The sequence below is a fragment of the Arthrobacter sp. B055-34 genome, assembly GCF_059090425.1.
Genome location: NZ_JBNHFQ010000001.1, coordinates 164,537 through 188,486, shown reverse-complemented (window position 1 = coordinate 188,486; position 23,950 = coordinate 164,537). Strand labels below are relative to the sequence as shown.

Genomic DNA, 23,950 nt, shown 5'->3' with positions numbered 1-23,950 from the left:
CGCGGAAGCCGGATGGCACGATGGAAGGGTGAGCGACCGTGAATGAGCTCTTCGCCGATGGCTTCCCCTGGTGGCTGATCTGGGTTGGATTCGCCGTCTTTTCCGGCGCCGGCCAAAAGTTTTCCCACAGCAGGAAGCGCCACCGCAGGAAAGCCGAACGCCGGCAGGCGGAAGCGCGTGCGGAAATGGAGCGGCGCCGGCAGGCCAAGGCTTGGGAGGCGCAGCGCGTCAGCGACATCGAAGCCCTGATGGCAGACCATGACCGGGTCAACGCCCGCTGGCTGGAGTACGAGCTGGATGTCGCCAAACTGATCGACTACCCGATGATGTCCGACGTACGCGAACCCCTGACCGTGGACTTCCTGCGCGCCAAACGCGTGGCCGACGCGTTGCGGCCCGGCAGCGCCGCCGAAATTACCACCGACGCGCGGCTGCTGGAATACCGCGACGCCGTCCGCGCCTTCGAGCTGGCTTTCGAGATCGCCGAACGCGAGGCCCGGCGGATCAAGGACCAGCACTTCAGCGGCCCCGAACGCCAGCGGCTCAATACCGCCAGAAGGCTGCTGACGCTCGCCGTCGACGAGGCGGCCACGGGAGCCGAGCGCCAGCTGGCCTACCTGCGGGCGCGCAAGGAGCTGGACGGCCTGCTCGCACTGCCGGAGGAAGCCATCGCCGCGCTCGAACAACGCATTGCGCCGCAGCTGGCCCCGCGGGCACAGTGGCCTGAACCACGCCGGTAGCCGGCCACCGCCAGTGGTGAGGCAGAATTGATAGGCGGCCGCCGCCGTCGTACTTCCAATTGACCCCTGAGGACTGCATTACCTGATGAGCATTACCATCCGCCCGGCCACCGAAGCCGATTACGACGACGTTGCCCGGATCACGCGGGAGGCCTACGTCCACGGCGGGCACATTGCCGAGGGCGACGGCTACCTGGAGATGCTCGGTGATGTTGCCCACCGCGCCCGGCACGCCGTCGTCTGGGTCGCCGAGCTGGACGGCAAGGTCGCCGGCTCGGTGGCGCTGAGCTTCGAGGGGCAGGAGTACTCCGATATTGCGCGTGCCGGGGAGCTGGAGTTCCGCATGCTGGCGGTGGATCCGGCGATCCAGCGCGCCGGGATCGGCCGGGCCATGGTGGAGGCCATTGTCAATTACGCCCGCACGGTGGAGGGCATCCACTCGGTCAGCCTCACCAGTATCGAAAATATGACGAACGCGCACCGGCTGTACGAATCGCTGGGCTTCGAGCGGATCCGCGAGCGGGACTGGAAGCATGAGGATATCGGGCTGTTCGTGTTCGTCAAGACACTGGAATCCTGAGCGCCGGGCCAAGAAGTAGACTGTTCTAGAAAACCCAATCCATTCGCGTAGGAGACTCATGTCTGAGATCAATCGTGAGGCCGTGGCGCATCTGGCGCGGCTGGCCCACATTGAGATGACCGCAGGAGAGCTGGACAAGATGGCCGGCGAACTCGACGTCATCGTTGACTCGATCAAATCCGTCCAGGAAGCGGCTGGGCCCGATGTGCCCGCCACTTCGCACCCCATCCCGCTGGCCAATGTGTTCCGCGAGGACGTTGTCGGCGAGACCCTGACCCAGGAGCAAGCGCTCTCCGGTGCACCGGATTCGGCCGACGGCCGCTTCAAGGTCCCCGCCATTCTGGACGAGGAGTAAAGACATGAGTGAACTGACCCGACACAGCGCTGCCCGGCTGGCGGAAATGCTGGCCGCCAAGGAAGTTACCTCCGTGGAGGTCACCCAGGCGCATCTGGACCGCATCGCCGAGGTTGACGGCAACATCAACGCCTTCCTGCACGTGAACACCGAGGAAGCGCTGGCCGTTGCCGCGGACGTGGACAAGGCCCGTGCCGCCGGCGAGGACCTGCCGGCGCTGGCCGGTGTGCCCATTGCCATCAAGGACCTGATCGTCACCGTCGGCCAGCCCACCACGGCCGGCTCAAAGATGCTCGAGGGCTGGATGAGCCCGTACGATGCCACGGTCATCAAGAAGATCCGCGCGGCCCGGATGCCAATGCTGGGCAAGACCAACCTGGACGAGTTCGCGATGGGCTCCTCCACCGAGCACTCCGCCTACGGCCCCACGCGCAACCCGTGGGACCTGAGCCGCATTCCCGGCGGTTCCGGCGGTGGCTCCGCTGCCGCCGTCGCCGCGTTCGAGGCCCCGCTGGCGCTGGGCACGGACACGGGCGGCTCCATTCGCCAGCCGGCCGCGGTCACCGGTTCGGTGGGCGTGAAGCCGACCTACGGTGGGGTTTCCCGCTACGGTGCCATCGCCATGGCCTCCTCGCTGGACCAGATCGGCCCGGTCTCGCGCACGGTGCTGGACTCAGCGCTGCTGCACGAGGTCATCGGCGGCCACGACCCGCATGACTCCACCTCGCTGACCGATCCGGTGGGCTCGCTGGTCGAGGCCGCGAAGACCGGAAACGTTGCCGGCATGAAGATCGGCGTCATCAAGGAACTGCAAGGCGAAGGCTACGACGAGGGCGTGCTGGCACGCTTCCACGAGTCGCTGGAGCTGCTGCGCGAAGCCGGCGCCGAGATCGTCGAGGTCTCCTGCCCCAACTTCAAGTACGCCCTGGGCGCGTACTACCTGATCATGCCCTCGGAGGCTTCCTCCAACCTGGCAAAGTACGACGGCGTCCGGTTCGGCCACCGGGTACTGCCGGCGGAGAGCCCGCTCACCATCGAGCGCGTCATGGGCGCCACGCGTGCCGCTGGCTTCGGCGACGAGGTCAAGCGCCGCATCATCCTGGGCACCTACGCGCTGTCCGCGGGCTATTACGATGCCTACTACGGTTCGGCGCAGAAGGTCCGCACCTTGATCCAGCGGGACTTCGACGCAGCGTTCGCGCAGGCCGACGTGCTGATCTCTCCGACCTCCCCGGTCCCGGCGTTCAAGCTGGGGGAGAAGCTGAACGATCCGCTGGCCATGTACCTGAACGACGTTGCCACCATTCCGGCCAACCTGGCCGGCATCCCGGGCATCTCCATTCCGGGCGGCCTGGCCGACGGCCTGCCGGCGGGCATCCAGTTCCTGGCCCCCGCCCGCGAGGACGCCCGCCTGTACCGCGCCGGCCACGTGCTGGAAACCTTGCTTGAGGAAAAGTGGGGCGGCCCGCTGCTGTCCCAGGCCCCCGACCTTCGCCAGTTCAGCGGCGCCGAAACCACTTCAGGAGCCAAATAATGTCTGCTGTCACGGAAGAGATCCTGTCCTTCGAAGAGGCCATGGAGAAGTACGATCCGGTGCTCGGTTTCGAGGTCCACGTGGAGCTCAACACCAAGACCAAGATGTTCTCCTCGGCGCCCAACGTGTTCGGCGATGAGCCCAACACTGCCGTCACCCCGGTGGACCTGGGCCTGCCCGGCGTGCTGCCCGCGGTCAACAAGGCTGCCGTGGAGTCCTCCATCAAGATCGGCCTGGCCTTGGGCTGCAAGATCGCCCCGTCCTGCACCTTTGCCCGGAAGCAGTACTTCTACCCGGACACGCCCAAGAACTTCCAGACCTCGCAGTACGAGGACCCGATCGCCTTCGACGGTTCCATCGACATCGAACTCGAAGACGGCACCGTCTTCACCGTGGAGATCGAGCGCGCCCACATGGAGGAGGACGCTGGCAAGCTGACCCACATGGGCGGCGCCACCGGACGCATCCAGGGTGCGGACTTCTCCCTGGTGGACTACAACCGCGCTGGCGTGCCGCTGGTGGAAATCGTGACCAAGCCGATCGAGGGTGCCGGTTCCCGGGCCCCCGAACTGGCCAAGGCCTACGTGGCCGCCATCCGCGAGATTGTCAAGAACCTGGGCGTTTCCGACGCCAAGATGGAACGCGGCAATGTGCGCTGCGACGCCAACGTCTCCCTCCGCCCGTATGGGCAGGAAAAGTTCGGCACGCGTTCGGAGACCAAGAACGTGAACTCGCTGCGCGCCGTCGAACGTGCCGTTCGCTTCGAGATCCAGCGCCACGCTGCGGTGCTGGACTCCGGTGAGAAGGTTGTCCAGGAGACCCGCCACTGGCACGAGGACACCCGCTCCACCACTTCGGGCCGGCCCAAATCGGACGCCGATGACTACCGGTACTTCCCGGAGCCGGATCTGCTGCCGGTGGTGACCACCGAGGAGTGGATCGAGGAACTGCGCGCCCAGCTGCCCGAGCCGCCGGCCGAGCGCCGCAAGCGCCTGAAGACGGACTGGGGCTACTCGGACGCGGAGTTCCGCGACGTGGTCAACGCCGGCGTCATGGATGCCATCGAAGAGACCATCGCCGCCGGTGCCTCCGCCGCCGTCGCCCGCAAGTGGTGGATGGGCGAGGTCTCGCGCCGCGCCAAGGAAGCCGAAGTGGATCCGGTGGACGTCGGCGTCACGCCCGAGCTGATCGTGGAACTGGACAAGCTGGTCCAGGCCGGCAAGATCAACGACAAGCTTTCCCGCCAGGTGCTCGATGGCGTCCTCGCCGGCGAGGGCACCCCGGACGAGGTCATCGAGAAGCGCGGCCTGGCCGTGGTGTCCGACGACGGCCCGCTGCTCGAGGCGATCGACGCCGCCCTGGCCGCCCAGCCGGATGTCGCGGAGAAGATCCGCGGCGGTAAGGTGCAGGCAGCCGGCGCGATTGTTGGCGGCGTCATGAAGGCCACCCGCGGCCAGGCCGACGCCGGCCGCGTGCGCGAGCTGATCTTCGAACGCCTCGGCGTCCAAGGCTAGCCGACCCGCTTCCCCTTCCCCTTTTCCCTCACCCGATCGGGTGAGCAGATAACGCCCTTCCGACACCCCGGAAAGGGCGTTATCTGCTCATTGGATGGAAAATGGTCCAATGGCCCTCATGCCCGCCGCGGACATCGACGTGACCGAGCCGCTGGTCCGGCGCCTGCTCACCGAGCAGTTCCCCGACCTGGCCGGGCTGCCCCTGCGCCTGGCCGCCAACGGCTGGGACAACACCATCTTCCGCCTCGGCGGCACGCTGGCGGTGAGACTGCCCCGGCGCGAGGCGGCCGCGCACCTGATCGAGCACGAACAGCGGTGGCTGCCCCAGCTGACCCGCGGCGTGGCCATGCTCACACCGACCCCGGTGCGCTGCGGAACGCCGTCGTCGTTGTTCCCCTGGCCTTGGTCCGTCACCCCGTGGATTCACGGTACGACGGCGGCCGCGCGCCCCTTTTCCGCCCGGCGGGCCTGGGCGGCCGAACTGGCTGGGTTCGTGGACGGCTTCCAGCAGCCCGCTCTCGGTGACGCCCCCGTCAACCCCGTCCGCGGGGTGCCCCTGCGCATGCGGGACGAACATGTCCGGCGGCGGCTGGCCAGCGGTCTGGTTCCGCGGGCACGCGAGGCGGAGAGGCTCTGGAGCACCCTCGCCGCGCTGCCACCCTGGCAAGGTCCCGCACTGTGGCTGCACGGGGACCTGCATCCGGCCAACCTCGTCACGCAGGGCGGGATGCTGGCAGCGGTGATCGACTTCAGCGATCTGACCGCCGGGGATCCCGCCACGGATCTGGCCGCGGCCTGGCTGGTCTTCGACACGGAGGGCCGGCGGATCTTCAGGGAGCACCTTGACGCCCGCCGCGAGATCGGCACCGCGACTTGGGAGCGGGGCCGCGGCTGGGCGCTGGTCATGGCGACGGCGCTGCTGGCGCATTCCGATGACAACCAGGCCTTCCGGCAGCTGGGTCACGACGTGCTGGCACAGGTGCTCGACGGCTGATCCCGCACGAGGCAGCCTCAGGCGACTACAATCGGACTGCCGGCGCGGCGGCGGGCGCCTTGGGCGACGATGTCGGTGAAGAACCGCAGATGTTCCTCGGCCATGCGCGCGGCGCTGAAGTAAGTCTCGGTGACCCGGCGGCACCGGTTCCTGTCCAAGGTGCCTGCCTGCTGAAGTGCGACGGCGAGCTGGTGGTTTCCGCGGCGCAGGAAGCCGGTCACTCCGTCCTCGATGATTTCCGGGGCAGAGCCGCGCAGCGTGGCGATGACCGGCGTACCCGTGGCCATGGCTTCGATCATGACCATGCCGAAGGGCTCGGGCCATTGGATGGGGTTCAGCAGGGCGATCGAACCACCCAGCAGTTCATACTTCTCCGGAGCCGTCAGCTCGCCCAGGAATTCGATGGGCGGCTTTAGCTGGGGCCTGATGGCGGCGTCGAAAAAGTCGCGCTCTTCGTTTTCCATCACCCGTGCGGCAATGCGCAGCGGGACACCGGCTTCGCGGGCTATCTCGATCGCCTGCAGAGGACCTTTGTCCGGATGCATCCTTCCCAGGAAACAGGCATAGCCGCCGTCGCCGTCGCCCAGCGGAACCGTTGACGCGTCGATGCCATGGTGGATGACCTGGCGGACCGAAACCTCAGGAGCAGAGACCGCCTGATGCCGGGAGATAGCGATCAGCGGGGTATGGACCCCGATGGCGCGGTAGACAGTGCGGAACGCTCCCGTCAGGGGGCCGTGGGCGGTGGTGACCAGCGGGACACCCGGCGGCCGGTGGCGCGACAAAGGTCCGGCGAGCGTATGGTCATGGATGATGTCGACGCCGTCCAACGCCTCATGGGCCAGGACCACATGGGTCAGTTCGTCCACGGCGGCCCCTAAAGTGCTGATCTGCCGCGAGGGCAGTCCGCACACTTTCGGTACCGGGCAGTCGCTGTCTTCGGCGGCCACCAGCCTGACCTCGTGGCCGGCGGTCATGAACTCCCGGGCCAAGGAATCGATGACGGCCTCGATGCCCCCGTAGCCGCATGGCGGGACAGCGATCCAAGGTGGGGCGACAATTCCGATGCGCATATGGTGCTCCTGCGCTAGTTTCCGGTGTTGCTTGCGTAGACTTCCAGCAGATCTGCCAGCGGCTTGCGCGGTTTCCGGTGCAGCTCGATGGATTCCGGAATGCCGTCCACCTGGGTCTGTCCGTCCGCCACGGTTACGGAAATGCGTGCGCCTGCCAGCGGCAGATTGGTGACGCGGAGTGCTCCCAGCTCGGCCGGAATCTGCGGTGCCAGCCAAAGTCCGTTGTGCGTCATGCACGGATCGAACCTCAGCAGCATCCGCATGAGATGTACTGGCGCTGCCGCGGCCCAGGCCTGCGGTGAACAGGATGTTGGATAGGCAACAGGCACCGGATACGATTCCCGGTCCAGCCCGCAGAACAGTTCCGGCAGCCGCCCGCCGAACTGTGTCGCCGCGTTAAACAAGGCCAGGGCAATCCGCTTGGCCTCGTCAATGAAGCCGTAGCGCATCAGTCCGCCGGCGATGAGGGCGTTGTCATGCGGCCAGACTGACCCGTTATGGTAGCTGGCCGGGTTGTAGGCACCCATATCCGAGGCCAACGTTCGCACACCCCAGCCGCAGAACATATCGGGGGACATCAGGCGCCGCGCCACCAGCGGCGCCTTGTCGTTATCCACGATTCCGCTCCACAAGCAGTGCCCCATGTTGGAAGCGCAGGAGTCCACCGGGCGCTTGTCGTGGTCCAGGGCGATGGCGAAGTAGCCGCGGTCCTCAAGCCAGTACCGCTCGTTGAATGCCCTTTTCAGGTCGGCCGCCCGGGATCCCCAGTGGGCCGCCAGCTCATCGTCACCGGCACTCTGCGCCATCAGTGCCCGGCTGATGTAGGCCGCATAAACGTAGCCCTGAACTTCGCACAAAGCGATCGGGGGCGAGGCCAGTCTTCCATCGGCGAAATTGACCCCGTCCCAGGAGTCTTTCCAACCCTGGTTCAGCAGGCCCTTGTCGGTGGCCCTCGCGTACTCTACGAACCCGTCGCCGTCGATGTCGCCGTACTGCGTGATCCAATCCAGGGCCTTGTCGACCGCGGGCAGGAGGGACCCTTCGACTTCGGGCCAGAAGCCCCAGCGGGTCAGCTCGCCGGCCAGCGTGACGAACAGCGGCGTCGCGTCGACAGATCCGTAATAGGCGTTGTCGCCGCCGAGCAGCTGTCCGGCGCTGGCTCCGAATCGGACTTCGTGGAGGATCTTTCCGGGCTGCTCCTCGCTGCGCGGGTCCACCTCAGTGCCTTGCCGCTCGGCCAGGGTCTGCAGTGTGCCGAGGGCCAGTGACGGATCAAGGGGCAGGGTCATGAAGGATGTCAGCAGCGAATCCCGCCCGAAGAGCGCCATGAACCACGGCGATCCAGCCGCCACCACCACGCGGCCGGGATGATCTGGGTCGAAAATGCGCAGCGAACCAAGGTCAGCCTGGCTCTGTTCGAGTACCTTTTCGAAGTCCTTGTTTTCCATCCGGGCCAGCGGAACGTTTCTGCGCCATTCCATCAGCCGTTCCTCGGGCAGGGTCGAATGCACCTGCACGCGCGGATTGAGGTCCTCCAGGGAACGGCTCCGGTCCATATCCGGCAGGGCCGTGAACGATCCAGTCCATTTCTGCTGCGGGGGGATCACGACGCTGTAACTGATACGGTTCCCGGCGATCTCGGCGCCCTCCGCGGCCACGACGATCCTGGCGGTGATCGGCAGACCCTCGGACTCGATGATCAGGTTATCCGTGTGCCGCTCGGCCGGCTGTGCGTGGGCAACCTCCTTCAAGCCCGCTTTCACCTCGAACAGGTCGGCGAAATCCGCTCCTACGGTCAGTTGGACCTGGCAGGCCGCGGGTTCCCGGGAGTGGTTGGAAACTGTCACTTCCTCGTGGACCCCGTGGTTCAGGCTCCGACGGCGCTCGACCAGTAGATTGCTGTCGGCGAGCCCGTCCGTGCGTTCTGCCCGGCCGATGAAAACGGCGCGGTACGGGTCGTAAAGAATGGCTTCCAGCGGCTCGACCGGCCGGCCGTTGACGGACAAAGCCCAGTCCGAAATGAACCGCGTGTCGCGATAGAAGAATCCGTGCGGCCGTTCCGGGTTCATGTCCCCATTGGCAAAGGAAATGCAGAAGGACGTTCCCTGCAGGAGGGTCACAGCGCCCTCGCCGGCGGAACCGGCGGTGTTTTCGTCGCTCCACCCGGTCATGATGCGGCCGTTCCGGATGCCCGGACTGTGAAACGTCTATCCACTGCCTTCCGGACCATGCCAGCTGAATGAACAATCACGCGCAACTTGCCGTCCACAGCATGCTCCGTCAGGTAGGTTTCCTCTACCCCCAACTAACATGGAAGCACCAAAAACGACCGGTGGAAAGACCCCCGTCGAAAGTCCGCACCTCTCCTTCACCAATCGCACAGACGGCGGCCGCGCCGCAAGGCACAGCCGCCGTCCGGGTCGGAAAAGGTTCAGTTCGCGACGTCGATCAGGGTAGACCGGATCAGGAACCGTTTGCCTTCCGGAGCCTCCACCGAGAACCCGCTGCCGCGGCCGTCGACTACATCAACGGTGAGGTGGGTGTGCCGCCAGTAGGCGAACTGCTCCCGCGACATCCAGAAGTCAATCGAACCGCACTCGGGCAATTCGAAGACCCCCATAAGCACATCCGCTTCGGCGGTGATGAACTCGCCGTCCGGATAGCACATGGGCGAGGAGCCGTCGCAGCAGCCGCCGGACTGGTGGAACATCAGCGGTCCGTGGATCCCCCACAACTTCTGCAACAGTTCCACCGCGGCCGGTGTCAGCGCTACCCGGGAGAAGTCTTCCCCGGGTATCGCTACCGCGGCGTCGAGATTGACGAGGTCGGCCATGTTTAGAAGAAACCGAGCTTGTTCTCGTTGTAGCTGACCAGGAGGTTCTTGGTCTGCTGGTAGTGGTCGAGCATCATGGCATGGTTCTCGCGGCCGATGCCGGAGGACTTGTAGCCGCCGAACGCTGCCCCGGCCGGGTAGGCGTGGTAGTTGTTGACCCACACCCGGCCGGCCTGGATCTCGCGGCCGGCGCGGTAGGCCACGTTGCCGTTGCGGGACCAGACGCCGGCGCCCAGTCCGTAGAGCGTGTCGTTGGCGATCTGAAGCGCTTCGGAGTAGTCGTTGAACCGGGTCACGGAGACTACCGGACCGAAGATCTCCTCCTGGAAGACGCGCATGTCGTTGGTGCCCTCGAAGATGGTCGGCTTGACGTAGTAGCCCTCGGCCAGGTCGCCGTCGAGGATGTTCCGCTCGCCGCCGGTGAGGATCTTGGCGCCTTCCTGCTTGCCGATGTCCATGTAGGAGAGGATCTTTTCCAGCTGGTCGTTGGAGGCCTGTGCGCCGATCTGGGTTGTGGTGTCCAGCGGGTTGCCCTGGATGATTTTCTCCGTGCGGGCCAGCGCGTCCGCCATGAACGAGTCGTAGATGGAGCCTTGGACCAGCGCGCGGGAGGGGCAAGTGCAGACTTCGCCCTGGTTGAAGGCGAAGAGCGCGAAGCCTTCGAGTGCCTTGTCGTAGAACGCGTCGTTTTCGGCCGCGACGTCGGAGAAGAAAATGTTCGGGCTCTTGCCGCCGAGCTCCAGCGTCACGGGGATCAGGTTCTGGCTGGCGTACTGGCTGATCAGCCGGCCGGTGGTGGTCTCGCCGGTGAACGCGATCTTGCGGATCCGCGGGCTGGAGGCCAGCGGCTTGCCGGCCTCGACGCCGAAACCGTTGACCACGTTGACGACGCCGGCGGGCAGGATATCGGCGATCAGTTCCATCAGCACCAGGATGGACGCCGGGGTCTGCTCCGCAGGTTTAAGCACGACGGCGTTTCCGGCCGCCAGTGCGGGGGCCAGCTTCCAGACGGCCATCAGGATCGGGAAGTTCCAGGGGATGATCTGGCCGACCACGCCGAGCGGCTCGTGGTAGTGGTAGGCGGTGGTGTCGTCGTCCAGCTGCGAGAGTCGGCCTTCCTGCGCCCGGATGGCGGAGGCGAAGTAGCGGAAGTGGTCCGCCGCCAGCGGGATGTCGGCGGCGAGGGTCTCGCGCACGGCCTTGCCGTTGTCCCAGGTCTCGGCGACGGCGAGCATCTCCAGGTTGTCCTCGATCCGGTCCGCAATCCGGTTCAGCACCGAGGCGCGCTCGGCCACGGACGCTTTGCCCCAGCCCGGGGCCGCTTTGTGCGCGGCGTCGAGGGCCAGTTCGATGTCTTCGGCGGTGCCGCGGGCTATTTCACAAAAGGGTTTGCCGGTCACGGGGGAGATGTTCTCGAAGTACTGGCCCTTGGCCGGGGCTACCCATTCTCCGCCGATCCAGTTCTCGTAGCGCGGCTTGAAGCTGACCTTCGAACCATCCTGGCCCGGCTGTGCGTAAACAGTCATTGCTAACTCCTTCAGCGTGGTTTGAGCGCGTCATCGTCGACTCCCGCTCATGCACCACAGCCTAGGCGGCGCAACGTTGCACCAAGGTTGCACGGTGCATTGGGGCGGTTGCCTGGCCGGTGCGGCCACAGCATCCGGAGCCTGTTACCGCAATCGGAGTTTGTTACCGCGGCTGGCGCGGCGTCCCGGCCTGGCGTCCCTCCGCCGAGCCTGGCATTCCAGACGCCGGTTCTCCCCAGCCGGAGACAGGCTGCGGCCGGGCGAAGAAGAGTGTCACTACGGCGCCGGCCAGTGCCACCGCCGCCGGCAGCAGCAGGGACTGGGCCATCGCCGTCGAAAATCCTGCATGCAGGAAGTCCGGCAGTACCGCTGCGCCGGCCTCGGCCTGTGCGCCGGAAACAGTCGCTCCGCGGGGCAGTTCCTCGGCGAGCCGGGCCTGCATCAGGGCCGCGATGGAGGCGCTGCCCAGGACCGCGCCGATCTGGCGGGTGGTGTTGTAAACGCCGGAACCGGCTCCGGCGTCGGCCGGCCGCAGGTTCCTCGTGGCGGTGGTGGACATCGGACCCCAGACGCAGGCATTGGCCAGCCCCAGCACCGCGGCGGGCAGCAGGAGCAGGCCCACCGCCGCCGTCGGTGTCATGAGCAAGGCGTACCAGCCCAGGCCGCCGGCCATCAGCACCAGCCCCGCCGTGGCGAAGAATTTCGGATTGACCCTGTCGATGGTTCGGCCGACCAGCGGTGCCAGTACAGCGGAGATGATGGCGGTGGGCGCGAGCATGAGCGCCGACTGGGTGGGGGTGAGGCCGCGGACGCTCTGGAAGAAGAAGATCAATGGCAGGGACATGCAGGTGACGGCGAAACCGACCGTGGTGATGCCGCCGTTGGCCAGCGAGAAATTGCGGTCCCGGAAAATCTTCAGCGGCAGCAGCGGTTCCTTCCGGTTGCGGGACTGCCACACGACGAACCCGGCCAGGACCAGAATTCCGGCGAGGATCAGGCTCCAAACGGTGACCGGCCCGGCGATCGTTGACCAGTGGTAGGTTTCGCCCTGCTGGATGCCGAAAACGAGCAGGAACATTCCGGCGGCGCTGAGCAGCACACCGGCGAGATCAAAGGTGTGCGAGTGGGTGGGCAGGGCAGGGACAAAGCGCCAGGCCATTAGGAAGCCCAGCAGGCCCACCGGGATGTTGACGAAGAAAATCCACTCCCAGCCCAGCGAATCCACCAGCAATCCGCCGAGGATAGGACCGGTCAGCGCGGCCAGTCCGGCCACCGCGCCCCACATTCCCATCGCCGCCCCGCGGCGGTCCGGCGGGAAGATCCGCGTGATGACGGACATCGTCTGCGGCGTCATCATGGACGCTCCCAGCCCTTGGAAGACGCGCGCCAGGATCAGCATCTGGATGTCGTTGGCGAGACCGCACCAGGCCGAGGTCGCCGTGAACAGCACGAGCCCGGTCAGGTACAGGTTTTTCGGCCCGAAGCGGTCGCCCAGCCGGCCCGTGATCAGCAGCGGCACGGCGTAGGCCAGCAGGTAGGCACTGGTTACCCAGATGACCGAGTTGATGTCGGTCTGCAGGCCGCGCATGATCGCTGGGTTGGCCACCGAAACAATCGTGGTATCCACCAGGATCATGAAGAACCCGATGACCAGAGACCAGAGCGCGGGCCAGGGGCGGCTGACGTTATCCACCGCTGGAACTTACCACGGCTCAGCGCAGTTCAGCCTCGAGCCGTTCAAGATGGGCGACGACGGCGGTGCGCCTGGGCGAGCGCGCCGGGAGGACGCGCAGGGCGCTGAGCCAGGCCTCGGCATCGTACTCTGCTTCCGGCAGTTGCAGGTAGCGCAGCAGTGTTTCCGCGGAGGCATCGCTGAGTACCGCCTCGCGAAGGTTCGCGCTGACCTCTTCGCGGAAGCGGACGATGCCGGGCGCCTCCGAATTGGGCAGCAGCGCCCCCTGATAAATGTTCAGGGCCAGGCGGTGGGCACCGCGCTGCAGGTAATTGAGGACCTGTTTGGCGTCGAGGATCAATTCCTGCGGCAGCCGGTATGGCCGGGACTGTGGAACCGCCTCCGGGTTGGCCGTGCCGATCAGTTTGCGCAGCCGGACCATCTCGGCCCGCAGCGTGGTGCTCTGGGCATCCGGATAGAGCAGGTCGGCAAGTGCGTCCGCGGTCAGGCCGCGCGGATGCAGGGCGAGCAGCGTGAGGATCTCCGTGTGGCGCAGGGACAAATTCAGTGTGTGGCCCTCCAAGCTCAGCTGGCCCTGATCCCGGCCGGTGATGGACAGCGTGTTGCTGTAGAGCCGGGGCCTCGAGGTCCGGCCCGGATCCTGCGCCTTATGCAGCGGTTTGGCCGCGGGCTGAGCCTGACCCCGCTGCAGGCGTTCGATGCGCAGCTGCGCCTCCGCCGCGGCCACGGTGGCCTGCACTAGGGAGAGCGTGTGCGGGGCGACCGCCTCTTCGCGGCCGGTAATATCCACGACGCCGAGGACGGCGCCCGAATCAGGATCGCGCACCGGGACGGCGGTGCAGCTCCACGGATGGACAATGCGGCTGAAATGCTCGGCCCCGGAGATCTGCACTCCGCGCCCCAGAGCCAGCGCGGTGCCCGGGGCGCTGGTCCCCACGGTTCCTTCGGACCAGTCGGCGCCGGCAATGAAGGTCATTTTTTCGGCCTGGCGCTTCAGCCGGGCATCCCCGTCCACCCAGAGCAGCCGGCCGTTCTCGTCGCCGACCGCCACCAGCATTCCCGTGTCATGGCTGGGCAGCACCAGGAGTCGGTGGATGACGGGCATGATCGCCGCCAGCGGGTGGCTCAGCCGGTACTCCTCCAGCTCCTCGTCCACCAGATCCACGCGTGCCAGTGCGTCGGCCGGATCCGGGACCAAGGACATGGAGCGTTCCCAGGATTCGCGCACTACCTGCCGTAAGCCGGACAATGTGGCTGTGCCGGCGCGGGGCATCCTGCGGACCGCGTCGTCAAGGAGTTCGTGGGCAGCGTAAGCCTGCTGCTGGATAGGCCGGGAGGCCGATCGGACGTGGGAATGCACCGTTGCTCCGCTCGCTGAGATCAGCCACCAGGTCTGGAAGAGAAGTAGTGGCGTGCCTCACAGTCTACCCAGCAGCGCAAGCCGGGAGCCGCCGTCGTTCGCTGTCTCCCATGGCCCGGGATACCCAGCCCGCCGGGCCTCCGCTCACTCACGCCGGGATGAGCCGCAGCGGGAGGGATTCCCAACCCTTGAGCGTGTTGTGCAGGTAGGGGACGGGCTCGCCGGCTAGCTCCAGGCGTTCGACGTGCTCGGCGAGCCAGCCGAGCACCACTTCCATTTCCAGCCTCGTGATGGGCTGGCCGACGCAGCGGTGGATGCCATTGCCGAAAGCGATCATGCTGGCAGCGTCGCGCTCGATCCGGAACTCGCCGGCGTCCGGCCCGAACTGCGCCGTATCCCGGTTGGCTGACCCGAGGAAGAGCACAATCTTCGTTCCGGCCGGAATCGGGATGCCACGGAACACCGTGTCGGCGCCCGTGGTGCGGAAGAAGGACTGGAACGGCGAATCGAACCTTAGCACCTCGTCGATGGCGAACTTGACCAGCCGCGGATTCTGCCGGAGCTTGGCCCACTCTTGGGGATGCTCGGCAAGGAGCTTCAGCGCGTTTCCGAGTCCGATCACGGTGGTGTCCAGCCCCGCGGAGAGCAGCGCCCGGACCAGCAGCGGCGCCGCTTCCGCACTGATATCCCCGGCATCGGCGCGGTCCCATAGCTGTGCGCCGAGCCCGCCGGGTGCCAGCTTGGCGCGTGCGGTGTGTTCCATGACCCATTCGAAGGTGCCGGCGCCCTGCTCGATGAAGTGCTGCTGGCGTTCGTCCTCCGGGCCGAAGTAGCTGAAACTCATGGCGCCCTGGCTGATCAGGTTCTCCGCCCGGCCCTCGCGCGGAATGCCCACCGCGTCGCCGAAAACCCGGAGGGGGTAGACCTGCGCCAGGTCCTGAACGCCGTCGATCTCCCCGCGCTCCAGCAGTTGCGGCAGCAGCTGCGCGGCGAAGGCCTCGAAGCCGGCGCGCAACGCACGTGTTCCCTTGGGCGAGATGACCGAGGCCATGGCCTTGCGCAGCTGGGTGTGGACGGGCGGGTCCGAATCCAGAATGCCCTGCGGTTTCCAGGACGGCTCCTTGTGCAGGTTCTTCGGCCCCACCCCGGCACCGTTGATGAACGTCTGGTGGTCCGCCAGAATGTCCCGGCATTCCTCGTAGCGGGCGAACGCAAGCACGTTGTACTTCTGCAGGTAGACCGCCGGCCCGGCCGCACGCATCCGCTCGAACAGCGGGTACGGATCCGCCAGATTCCCGTCCGAATACGGGTCATCGCCCAGCACCTGAACACCCCGATACGCCAGCACTTCGGTCACAGCGGCCTCACCTTCTCTGCAGTCTTGCTGACAAGTTATCGCCCAAACGCCCCGATCACTAGCAGCATCCGCCCCATGTTGATAACTAACGACGGCGGCCGCCACCCGCCGTCGTTAGTTTTCGGCCGATCATCACCGTGACCGGATTCAATGTCCCAACTGTCCTACCGCTTAAGTAGAGTGGTTTCATTGCGTGACCGCGGTCACGTGAGGGGGTCGGCGATCCCGGTCCGCCCGCGGGCCGCGGCAATCCGAATCGGAAGGAAGTATCAGTGAAGGCGCTGTTCAAGTCCGGGCCACAGGCCGGCTTCGAGCTCGTTGACCGTCCCGAGCCGCGAACCGGCGAGGGCGACGTCAAGATCAAAGTGATGACCACCGGAATCTGCGGGACTGACCTGCACATCCAGGCGTGGGATCCGTGGGCGCAGGAGAACATTCCCACGCCGCTGATCCCCGGGCATGAGTTCTACGGCGAGGTGGTCGAAACGGGCAGCTTGGTCCGGGACGTCCAGATCGCAGACCGGGTCTCCGGCGAGGGGCACATTGTCTGCGGTACCTGCCGCAACTGCCGGGCCGGCCGGCGCCAGATGTGCATCCGGACCGTCAGCGTCGGGATCCAGCGGGACGGGGCCTTCGCCGAGTACGTGGTGATTCCGGAAACCAACGTCTGGGTGCACCGCGATCCGTCCATCACCCCTGAACTCGGCGCCATCTTCGATCCGTTCGGCAACGCCGTCCACACCGCCCTGAGCTTCCCGCTGGTCGGCGAGGACGTGCTGATCACCGGGGCCGGGCCGATCGGGCTGATGGCGATCGCCGTTGCCCGCCACGCAGGTGCCCGCAACATCGCCATTACCGACATCTCCGCTTCCCGGCTGGATCTGGCCAAGCGGATGGGCGCGGACATGACCGTCGACGTCAGCCATGAACGGATGGCCGAGGCCCAGGAGCAACTGCGCCTGACCGAGGGCTTCGACATCGGGCTGGAGATGTCCGGCCGGGCCAGCGCCCTGCGGGAAATGATCGACAACATGACCCACGGCGGGCGGATTGCGCTGCTGGGCCTGCCCGCCGAAGACATCGCCATCAACTGGGGCAAGGTGGTCACGCACATGCTCACGCTCAAGGGCATCTACGGGCGGGAGATGTTCGAAACCTGGTACGCGATGAGTGCCATGCTGCAATCGAACCCGGTGCTGCACGAGGCCATTTCGGGAGTCATCACGGACGTGCTGCCGGCCGCCAAGTGGGAGCGGGGCTTCGAAACCGCCCGCCATGGCATGGGCGGCAAGGTTGTCCTCGACTGGAGAAGGATCTAAGGAGCTTTGCATGTACTCTGCCCTGAAGGACCAGCTGGCCGCGGAACTGGACGAAATCCGCGCCGCCGGATTGTTCAAAGCCGAACGCCGGATCAGCTCCCCGCAGTCCAGCCACATCACTGCCGGCAGTCTGGACGGCCCGGCCCGCCAGGTGCTCAACTTCTGCGCCAACAACTACCTCGGCCTGGCCGACCACGCGGACATGATCGCCGCGGCCAAGTCAGCCCTGGACGAGCGCGGCTTCGGCATGGCCAGCGTGCGCTTCATCTGCGGCACCCAGGACCTGCACCTGGAGCTTGAACGCCGGGTCTCCGAATTCCTCGGTACCCAGGACACCATCCTGTTCTCCTCCTGCTTCGACGCGAACGGGGGCGTCTTCGAGTCCCTGTTCGGGCCGGAGGACGCCATCATTTCGGACGCGCTGAACCATGCGTCCATCATCGACGGCATCCGGCTGTCCAAGGCGGCCAGGTTCCGCTACGCCAACCGGGACATGGCAGAGCTGGAAGCCAGGCTGCAGGAAACCGCGGCAATGAACGACGGCGGCGGGGCACGTCGCCGGATCATCGTCACCGACGGCGTCTTCTCCATGGACGGCTACCTCGCCCCGCTCCAGGACATCTGCGCGCTCGCCGAACAGTACGACGCGCTGGTCATGGTGGATGACTCGCACGCCGTAGGGTTCATGGGCGCCACCGGCGCCGGTACGCCCGAACACGCCGGGGTGTCGGACCGGGTAGACATCTACACCGGGACCTTCGGCAAAGCCTTGGGCGGCGCCTCCGGCGGGTACGTTTCGGGGCGCGCGGAGATCGTGGCGATGCTCCGGCAGCGTGCCAGGCCCTACCTGTTCTCCAATTCCGTGGCCCCGGCCATCGTCGCAGCCACGCTCCGGGCGCTGGAGCTCGTGCGCGAATCCGGTGAACTGCGCTCCCGGCTGCAGGAAAACGCGGCCCTCTTCCGCCGCCGGATGGCCGATGAAGGGTTCGAGCTGCTGGCCGGAGAACACGCGATCATCCCGGTGATGTTCCACGACGCCGTGCTGGCAGGCAAAGTGGCGGACCAGATGCTGGCCCACGGCGTCTACGTGACGGCCTTCAGCTACCCGGTGGTCCCCCAGGGCGCCGCCCGGATCCGCGTGCAGCTTTCCGCCGCCCACAGCCCGGAAGACGTCGAAGCTTGTGTGCGCGCGTTCGTCGCCTCGCGGGACGCAGTAAGCGGGTAGGACAGGGAGCATGGACGTAGATGCTGTGGGGGAGTTCTGGGCCTGGTGGGAAGCGGACGCTGCCGGCCGCATCGCACAGGGCGCAGCGGGCTACGCCGAAAACTACGTCAAACAGCTGGGCCAGCGGATCGCGAGGATCGATCCGGGCCTCGCCTGGGAGCTCGGTCCCGGAGCGACGGCGGAACACGAACTGGTCATCTTCCCCGACAGCCCGGAACACGCGGCGCTGGCCCGGCGGGTGCTCAAGGCTGCTCCGGCACCGGACAGGCACTGGGAGTACGCGGATGCCCGGCAGGCGGCCGCGCGCTTCGAGGACCTGACGCTGGGGGTCGGCGGCGAGGAGTTCGCGGGCGAGGACTTCCGGGTGGGCCTGATGCGCAACCGGTATTCGGCGGACATCTCGGTCTACCACCCGAAGTTGGGCCGGCTCCCCGAAGACAAGCGGCTAGTCCCGGTGGCCATCATGCTGGACCATGCCATCGGCCAGCAGGACGTGAACGCATGGATCGGCATCATCGAACCGGTGCTGCAGCCGCATCCGGGGGACATCCCCCTGAGTGACCTGCCTGCCGTCGTGCAGCAATTGCGCGCCGGCGCTTTCGACGGGCACGGCGAGCCCATCTGGGAAGAGCTGCACGGCCGCTCGGTCGAGGACCGCCCCATCACCGCCTTTGTGCAGGTTCCGCTGGTCCCGGCGTTCTGGCCCGACTTCGACCAGCATGTGGCCGTGCAGGTCGGCTACGCCCAGATCCTCGACGACGGGCTCCCGGGTGAGGAATCGGGGCGCCGGCTGCAGGCGATGGAACAGGCGCTCGCCGAAGCGCTCAACGGCAACGGCCGGCTGGTTGCGGCCGAAACAACGGACGGCCGCCGGATCCTGCACTTCTACGTGGATTCGACCACCTCCGCCGGCTGGGACCTGGAAGCGGCCGCATCGGCATGGGAAGAGGGACAGACCGGCGTCGGTGCGGAACTCGATCCCGGGTGGTCCGGCGTCAACCACCTGAGGATCAGATAGGGCGTGAGGTCATTGCGGCGCTCAGCCCCCGCCGTCGTACGCTCTGATGACGTTCCGCGGCGTGGTCAGCTGGCGGCCATGCCGGAGAAAGTCCGGTAGTAACGCAGGCCGAGTTCGCGGGCGCCGGCAGCGTTGAAATGGATGCCGTCGTTTGCACCGTTGGCGCCGGCGGGTCCTTCGACGAAAGCGGTCTGCGGCCGGTGGGAGGGAATGGAACGGTGCACCGCGTCGATCGGGCCGCGGATCTTCTTGTCCGCGGCGATCCATTCGGGCACCATGCCGCCAATGAGGAATGGGACCGGGCCCAGTTCTGCGCGGTACAGGTCGATGATCTGCAGCAGCTTGCGCTGGTACCAGTCCTGGCCCACTTTGGGCAGCGCGTCCGATTCGCCTTGGTGCCACAGGATGGCCGCCAGCCGGTGCGAGGGGTTGAGCGCGAGGGCGCGGAGGCACGCGTCCAGTCCCCGGCGGGCCAGGTTCACGGAGGCTGTGGTGTTGTACGGGTCCCAGGAATAGTCCGCGTTGCCGGTGATCGAGGTGCCGCCGAGGGCCGCCGGCACCAGCAGCACCTTGCGGTCCGCCGCTTGGTTGAGCCAGAGCTGCCGGGCGAATTCCATTCCGGGGCCGATGGTGGGCGCTCCGTCGCGCAGGTTCTGGGTGACGTGGAACAGCGCGTCCGCGGCCGGAATCACGGTCCCGGCGTGCGGCCCCGAGCCGGCGAACTGGTCAATGCCCTCCAGCCTGATGTCGATAACCGGATCATAGGGCAGCCCCGAACCTTGCATGTTGGATTGCCCCAGCAAGAGAACGACGTCGGCGCCGGACTTTCGCGGGTCGGTGCGGCCGTTGCCCGCGGCAGCTCCGGCAACATTCTCGGTGCTCTGGATGCCCTGCCCGCCAGCCGGCTGGGCGGGGTTAAGCAGGTTGGCGAGCGCCCGGTGGGTGGCTGATTCGGGATCGGCGATCAGCCGGGCGATGTCCTCGTCGGAGGGCAGCCCCAGGCTCCCCGGCAGCGGGCTGCCCGGGCGGGCGGCGGCATGGGCCGCTCCCGCCCCGAGGGCGCCGGAACCAAGACCGACCGCGATGATGGGGGCGGCGCGGCGGAACAGCGTCCGGCGGCTGGGACTGGCAGGGCTGCCGGCTGGAGAGCCGGATTGTTGCGCTGCGGCAGGATCGTCCGTGCCCATGCTCGCGTCCCCCTCCAGACCGGGCGGCGGCGGGCTCACCCGCCGGCTGGCAAAATTACTCCGATCAGTTTAGCGCCGACCCGAGCTCCTGCTGGACGGCCTCGATCAGCACGCCGCTGTCCACCAGGATGCGCACCGCTTCGATCTCGGGGGAGAGGTAGCGGTCCGTTCCGGGGCCTTCGACCACCTTGCGGATTTCGCGCCGGACCGCGGTGACGGCCGGGGCGCTCCGGGAGGAGTCCAGGCCGCCGTCGCGCATGTCCAGGGCCCGGGCGCTGGTGAGCAGCTCGATGGCCAGCACACGCGTCAGGCCATCCAGCGCCCGGCGCAGCTTCAGCCCGGCGGACCAGCCCATGGACACGTGGTCCTCCTGCATCGCGGAGGACGGGATGGAGTCCACCGAGGCCGGGTTGGCCAGCCGCTTGAGTTCGGAGACGATGCCCGCCTGGGTGTACTGCGCGATCATGTGGCCGGAATCCACGCCGGGATCGTCGGCCAGGAACGCGTTGAGCCCGTGGCTGCGGGCCTTGTCCAGGAACCGATCCGTCCGCCGCTCGCTCATCGAGGCCAGGTCGGCCACGGCGATGGCGAGGAAGTCCAGGGCGTAGCCGACCGGCGCGCCATGGAAGTTCCCGTTGGACTCCACCCGGCCGTCCGGCGTAACCACCGGGTTGTCGATGGCGGAGGACAGCTCGTAGCCGGCCACGGATTCCACATGCGACAGCGTGGCCCTGGCGGCACCGTGCACCTGCGGGGCGCAGCGTAGCGAGTAGGCGTCCTGCACGCGGGTGAAGCGGTGGCCGTCGCCATTGTCCGACGACTTCTGCTCGGCGATCAGCGGTGACCCGTCCAAGATCCGTCGCATGTTGGCCGCGGCGGCGATCTGTCCGGGGTGCGGGCGCAGCGCGTGCAGGTCCTCGGCTAGGACCGAGTCCGTGCCCAGCAGGCCCTCGATGCTCATCGCGGCGGCCAGATCCGCGGTCTTCAGCAGCAGGTGCAGGTCCGCCGAGGCCATAATGAGCATGCCCAGCATCCCGTCCGTGCCGTTGATCAGCGCCAGGCCTTCCTTCTCCCGCAGTTCCACCGGCTCGAGCCCGGCGGCAGCCAGCGCCTCGGCGGCAGGCACCAGCGCGCCGTCGTTGTTCCGTACCTCGCCCTCGCCCATCAGCGCCAGCGCGCAGTGTGCCAGCGGCGCCAGATCCCCGGAGCAGCCGAGCGATCCGTACTCGCCGACCACGGGGGTGATGCCGGCATTGAGCATGGCGGCATAGCCCTGCGCCACCATCGGGCGGACCCCCGTGCGGCCGGTAGCCATGGTGGAGAGCCGGTTGAGCATCAGGCCGCGGACCACCTCGCGGTCCACTTCGATGCCGGAGGAAGCGGCGTGGCTGCGGATCAGGCTGCGCTGAAGCTGGGTGCGCAGCTCGATGGGGATCTGCTTGGTGGCAAGGGCGCCGAAGCCCGTGGAAACGCCGTAGTGCGGTTTGTCATCGGTGACCAGCGCGTCGATCACCGCGCGGGACTCCGCCATGGCTGACAGGGACTCGGCGCTGAGCTCGATCGGTGCACCGTGGCGCGCGACGGCGACGACTTCCTCCGGCGTGAGCGGGCCGGTGGAGATGGTGACGGGCTGAAGCTGGGACATGGTGCCTTTCATCGAAGGTGGGAGGCGTGGCTGGCGGGGCGGATATGGTTACTTGACGATCAGAGCATCATAGTCCGGTTCGTTTTCCAGCACTCCGTACTTCTGGGCTGCGGTGCCCAGTTTCTGCAGTCCGTCCATGTTGATCTCGGGATACCACTTGGACATTTCCACGGTCTCGGCCAGTTCAGGCGTGATCTTCGCGTAGTCCTGGATGATCGTGCGGACCTCGTCCTCGTTTTCCATTGCGAAGGTGAAGGACTTTTCCAGCGCGCGTTGGAATCGTTCCACCAGCTCCGGGTTTTCCTGCAGGGTCTGCTCGGAGGTGAAGTAGAAGGCCGAATCGAAGTTTTCGGTTAGATCCGTCATGGGGCTGGCCACGATCTCGCCGCCGGCCTCCAGGATCTGCGTGCGGAACGGCTCGGTGGTCCAGGCCGCGTCAACGTCCCCGCGCTCCAGCGCGGCGGGCATGTTGGGATACGGCATCTCGACGAAGTTCACGTCCTGCGGATCCCCGCCGGCTGCTTCGATGGAGTTGCGGATGGTCACGTCGGCGAAGTTGTTCAGGGCGTTGACTGCCACCGTCTTGCCCACGAGGTCCGAGGCGGACTCAATGCCGCTGTCGGGCATGGCGGCGACTTCGGTGACGTCCTCGCCCGGCACGTTGGTGGAGCTCGAGCCGTTGGAAACCACCTTCACCGGCAAGGTCTTGTCCTGGGCGATCAGCAGCGAGACGACGTTGGAATAGCCGAACTGGTATTCACCGGTCATCACGGCCGGCACAATCGCCGCGCCGCCCTGGGCGAGCTGGACGGAGAGCTGGATGCCTTCGTCCTCGAAGTAGCCCTCCTGCATGCCCAGATAGATGGGGGCGACGTCGGTGATGGGGATGAGTCCCACGCTCACCTGGTCCAGTCCCTCCTGGGGTGCAGCGCCGTTGGAGTTCGGGGCGTCCTCGGGAGCTGACGGGCTGCCTGATCCGCAGCCGGTCAGCGCCAGAAGACCCGTGAGGGCGGCGGCGGACGCGCCCGTCATGAACGTACGGCGTTGGGTGGTGGATCCGCGGAAGAGCTTTTCCATGGGAGTTTCTCCAGTTCTGCCGCTGAATGGCAAGGCCATTTCAGACAGTAAAATTTATGGGCTGATAGGGAAAAGGTACAGAGCGATCCGGCTGCCGTCAATGGTCGGGCGGAAAAGGGGCATTGCCACTAGATGAAATTGATGTTTTACTAAGTGCAACGTCAGTGAAATGACGATCCCGACCGGAAAGGCACTCCATGGTGGACACCACTACAGAGACCGCTGCGGCGCCGGACGCTACAACCCGCGCCGCCGACCGCGCCCTGGGTCTGCTGCGCGTTGTCTGCGAGAACGACGGCGTCAAACTCGCCGATGCGGCCAAGGCGGCAGACCTTTCGGCGAGCACGGCACTTCGCCTGCTGAGGACATTGGAGGCCAACGGCTTCGCGGCCAAGCGCGAGGACGGCCTGTACCGGCCCGGGTTCCGCATGGTCCAACTGGGCGTCCAGGCCTTGAGCCACGAATCGCTGGTCGCGACCAGCCAGGATGCCTTGCGCTCACTGGTTGCCCGGACGGGCGAATCCGCCTACCTCAGCGTGGCCGCCGGCAGCACCGACGGGCTGTACCTGGCCATCGAGGAAGGCACGCACACCGTGCGCCACATCAACTGGGTGGGCCGCACGTTCCCCATGGTCGGCAGTGCCGCCGGGGAAGCCCTCCAGGGGAGGGTGGCGCCCGGGTCCTTCGCCGTCGTGGCCGAAGGCGTCGAGCCCGACATCACCGCGGTGGCCGCCCCAGTGATGGCCGGTTCCAAGGTGGTCGCGGCCCTGAGCATCGTTGCGCCGAGCTACCGCACTACCGCTGAAGCCGCTCAAACCTTCGGCGCCCTGCTGGCTGCCGAAGCAGGCCGCGTCTTTGCCGCCCCAGGCGGGGACGCCGTCGTCGTTAGTCCCCGCACTTCCTAACCTGACAGCCGGATA

The 23,950-nt window shown here is 66.8% G+C and carries 20 protein-coding genes; 10 read left to right on the top strand and 10 right to left on the bottom strand.

Annotated elements, in window-relative coordinates; genetic code table 11:
• Window positions 1-38: 38 nt before the first annotated feature.
• From AC5RWO_RS00870 to AC5RWO_RS00845, 6 genes are all read left to right on the top strand, one after another.
• Window positions 39-740, top strand: a complete 702-nt coding sequence (locus AC5RWO_RS00870) for a hypothetical protein (protein ID WP_498728650.1) — start codon at window positions 39-41, stop codon at window positions 738-740.
• 85 nt (window positions 741-825) lie between these two features.
• Entirely contained in the window at window positions 826-1,320 is a 495-nt protein-coding gene (locus AC5RWO_RS00865) for a GNAT family N-acetyltransferase (RefSeq protein WP_498728649.1), read from the top strand.
• A gap of 58 nt (window positions 1,321-1,378) precedes the next feature.
• Window positions 1,379-1,675: an Asp-tRNA(Asn)/Glu-tRNA(Gln) amidotransferase subunit GatC gene (gatC, locus tag AC5RWO_RS00860; RefSeq protein WP_074698618.1), complete on the top strand. Its 297-nt coding sequence runs from the start codon at window positions 1,379-1,381 to the stop codon at window positions 1,673-1,675.
• 4 nt (window positions 1,676-1,679) lie between these two features.
• Complete coding sequence (gatA, locus tag AC5RWO_RS00855; protein ID WP_498728648.1) at window positions 1,680-3,209, top strand: Asp-tRNA(Asn)/Glu-tRNA(Gln) amidotransferase subunit GatA; 1,530 nt, start codon at window positions 1,680-1,682, stop codon at window positions 3,207-3,209.
• Window positions 3,209-4,723 (top strand): Asp-tRNA(Asn)/Glu-tRNA(Gln) amidotransferase subunit GatB, encoded by a 1,515-nt coding sequence (gene gatB / locus AC5RWO_RS00850; protein ID WP_498728647.1) that lies wholly within the window; start codon window positions 3,209-3,211, stop codon window positions 4,721-4,723. Before gatA ends, gatB begins: the two co-directional genes overlap by 1 nt.
• A 109-nt stretch (window positions 4,724-4,832) precedes the next feature.
• The gene (locus AC5RWO_RS00845; protein ID WP_498728646.1) at window positions 4,833-5,717 is read left to right on the top strand and encodes an aminoglycoside phosphotransferase family protein; all 885 of its coding nucleotides are present in this window, start codon (window positions 4,833-4,835) and stop codon (window positions 5,715-5,717) included.
• 17 nt (window positions 5,718-5,734) lie between these two features.
• Here the strand turns inward: AC5RWO_RS00845 and AC5RWO_RS00840 are convergent, their stop codons facing one another.
• The 7 genes from AC5RWO_RS00840 to AC5RWO_RS00810 form a co-directional block, all read right to left on the bottom strand.
• The gene (locus AC5RWO_RS00840; RefSeq protein WP_498728645.1) at window positions 5,735-6,790 is read right to left on the bottom strand and encodes a glycosyltransferase family 4 protein; all 1,056 of its coding nucleotides are present in this window, start codon (window positions 6,788-6,790) and stop codon (window positions 5,735-5,737) included.
• Between the two features lie 14 nt (window positions 6,791-6,804).
• On the bottom strand, window positions 6,805-8,961 hold the full coding sequence (locus AC5RWO_RS00835; protein WP_498728644.1) for an amylo-alpha-1,6-glucosidase: 2,157 nt from the start codon (window positions 8,959-8,961) through the stop codon (window positions 6,805-6,807).
• 260 nt (window positions 8,962-9,221) lie between these two features.
• The gene (locus AC5RWO_RS00830; protein WP_498728643.1) at window positions 9,222-9,623 is read right to left on the bottom strand and encodes a DUF779 domain-containing protein; all 402 of its coding nucleotides are present in this window, start codon (window positions 9,621-9,623) and stop codon (window positions 9,222-9,224) included.
• 2 nt (window positions 9,624-9,625) lie between these two features.
• Window positions 9,626-11,149 carry an acetaldehyde dehydrogenase ExaC gene (gene exaC, locus AC5RWO_RS00825; protein ID WP_498728642.1) on the bottom strand — a complete coding sequence of 508 codons (1,524 nt, stop codon included), beginning with the start codon at window positions 11,147-11,149 and terminating at the stop codon, window positions 9,626-9,628.
• A gap of 163 nt (window positions 11,150-11,312) precedes the next feature.
• Window positions 11,313-12,842, bottom strand: a complete 1,530-nt coding sequence (locus tag AC5RWO_RS00820) for a DHA2 family efflux MFS transporter permease subunit (RefSeq protein WP_498728641.1) — start codon at window positions 12,840-12,842, stop codon at window positions 11,313-11,315.
• 19 nt (window positions 12,843-12,861) lie between these two features.
• Window positions 12,862-14,202 carry a GAF domain-containing protein gene (locus tag AC5RWO_RS00815; protein WP_498728640.1) on the bottom strand — a complete coding sequence of 447 codons (1,341 nt, stop codon included), beginning with the start codon at window positions 14,200-14,202 and terminating at the stop codon, window positions 12,862-12,864.
• Window positions 14,203-14,350: 148 nt separating this feature from the next.
• A complete protein-coding gene (locus tag AC5RWO_RS00810; RefSeq protein ID WP_498728639.1) occupies window positions 14,351-15,559 on the bottom strand; it encodes a cytochrome P450 in 1,209 nt (402 codons plus the stop codon).
• 272 nt (window positions 15,560-15,831) lie between these two features.
• On the opposite strand from AC5RWO_RS00810, the gene tdh reads away from it, so the two are divergent.
• Genes tdh through AC5RWO_RS00795 form a run of 3 tightly spaced genes read left to right on the top strand, consistent with a single transcriptional unit; the run spans window position 15,832 to window position 19,121 of the window.
• Entirely contained in the window at window positions 15,832-16,878 is a 1,047-nt protein-coding gene (gene tdh / locus AC5RWO_RS00805; protein WP_498728638.1) for an L-threonine 3-dehydrogenase, read from the top strand.
• Window positions 16,879-16,888: 10 nt separating this feature from the next.
• Window positions 16,889-18,103: a glycine C-acetyltransferase gene (locus tag AC5RWO_RS00800; protein WP_498728637.1), complete on the top strand. Its 1,215-nt coding sequence runs from the start codon at window positions 16,889-16,891 to the stop codon at window positions 18,101-18,103.
• A 10-nt stretch (window positions 18,104-18,113) separates the two neighbouring features.
• Entirely contained in the window at window positions 18,114-19,121 is a 1,008-nt protein-coding gene (locus AC5RWO_RS00795; RefSeq protein WP_498728636.1) for a DUF695 domain-containing protein, read from the top strand.
• A gap of 65 nt (window positions 19,122-19,186) precedes the next feature.
• Here AC5RWO_RS00795 and AC5RWO_RS00790 read toward each other — a convergent pair whose 3' ends face one another.
• The 3 genes from AC5RWO_RS00790 to AC5RWO_RS00780 all read right to left on the bottom strand — a co-directional run bounded on the left by AC5RWO_RS00790 (window position 19,187) and on the right by AC5RWO_RS00780 (window position 23,030).
• Window positions 19,187-20,308, bottom strand: coding sequence for a sialate O-acetylesterase (locus tag AC5RWO_RS00790; protein WP_498728635.1), 1,122 nt, complete (start codon window positions 20,306-20,308; stop codon window positions 19,187-19,189).
• 64 nt (window positions 20,309-20,372) lie between these two features.
• Window positions 20,373-21,953 (bottom strand): histidine ammonia-lyase, encoded by a 1,581-nt coding sequence (gene hutH / locus AC5RWO_RS00785; protein WP_498728634.1) that lies wholly within the window; start codon window positions 21,951-21,953, stop codon window positions 20,373-20,375.
• Window positions 21,954-22,001: 48 nt separating this feature from the next.
• Window positions 22,002-23,030 (bottom strand): ABC transporter substrate-binding protein, encoded by a 1,029-nt coding sequence (locus AC5RWO_RS00780; RefSeq protein ID WP_498728633.1) that lies wholly within the window; start codon window positions 23,028-23,030, stop codon window positions 22,002-22,004.
• A 197-nt stretch (window positions 23,031-23,227) separates the two neighbouring features.
• On the opposite strand from AC5RWO_RS00780, the gene AC5RWO_RS00775 reads away from it, so the two are divergent.
• Window positions 23,228-23,935: an IclR family transcriptional regulator gene (locus AC5RWO_RS00775; protein ID WP_498728632.1), complete on the top strand. Its 708-nt coding sequence runs from the start codon at window positions 23,228-23,230 to the stop codon at window positions 23,933-23,935.
• Window positions 23,936-23,950 lie beyond the last annotated feature (15 nt).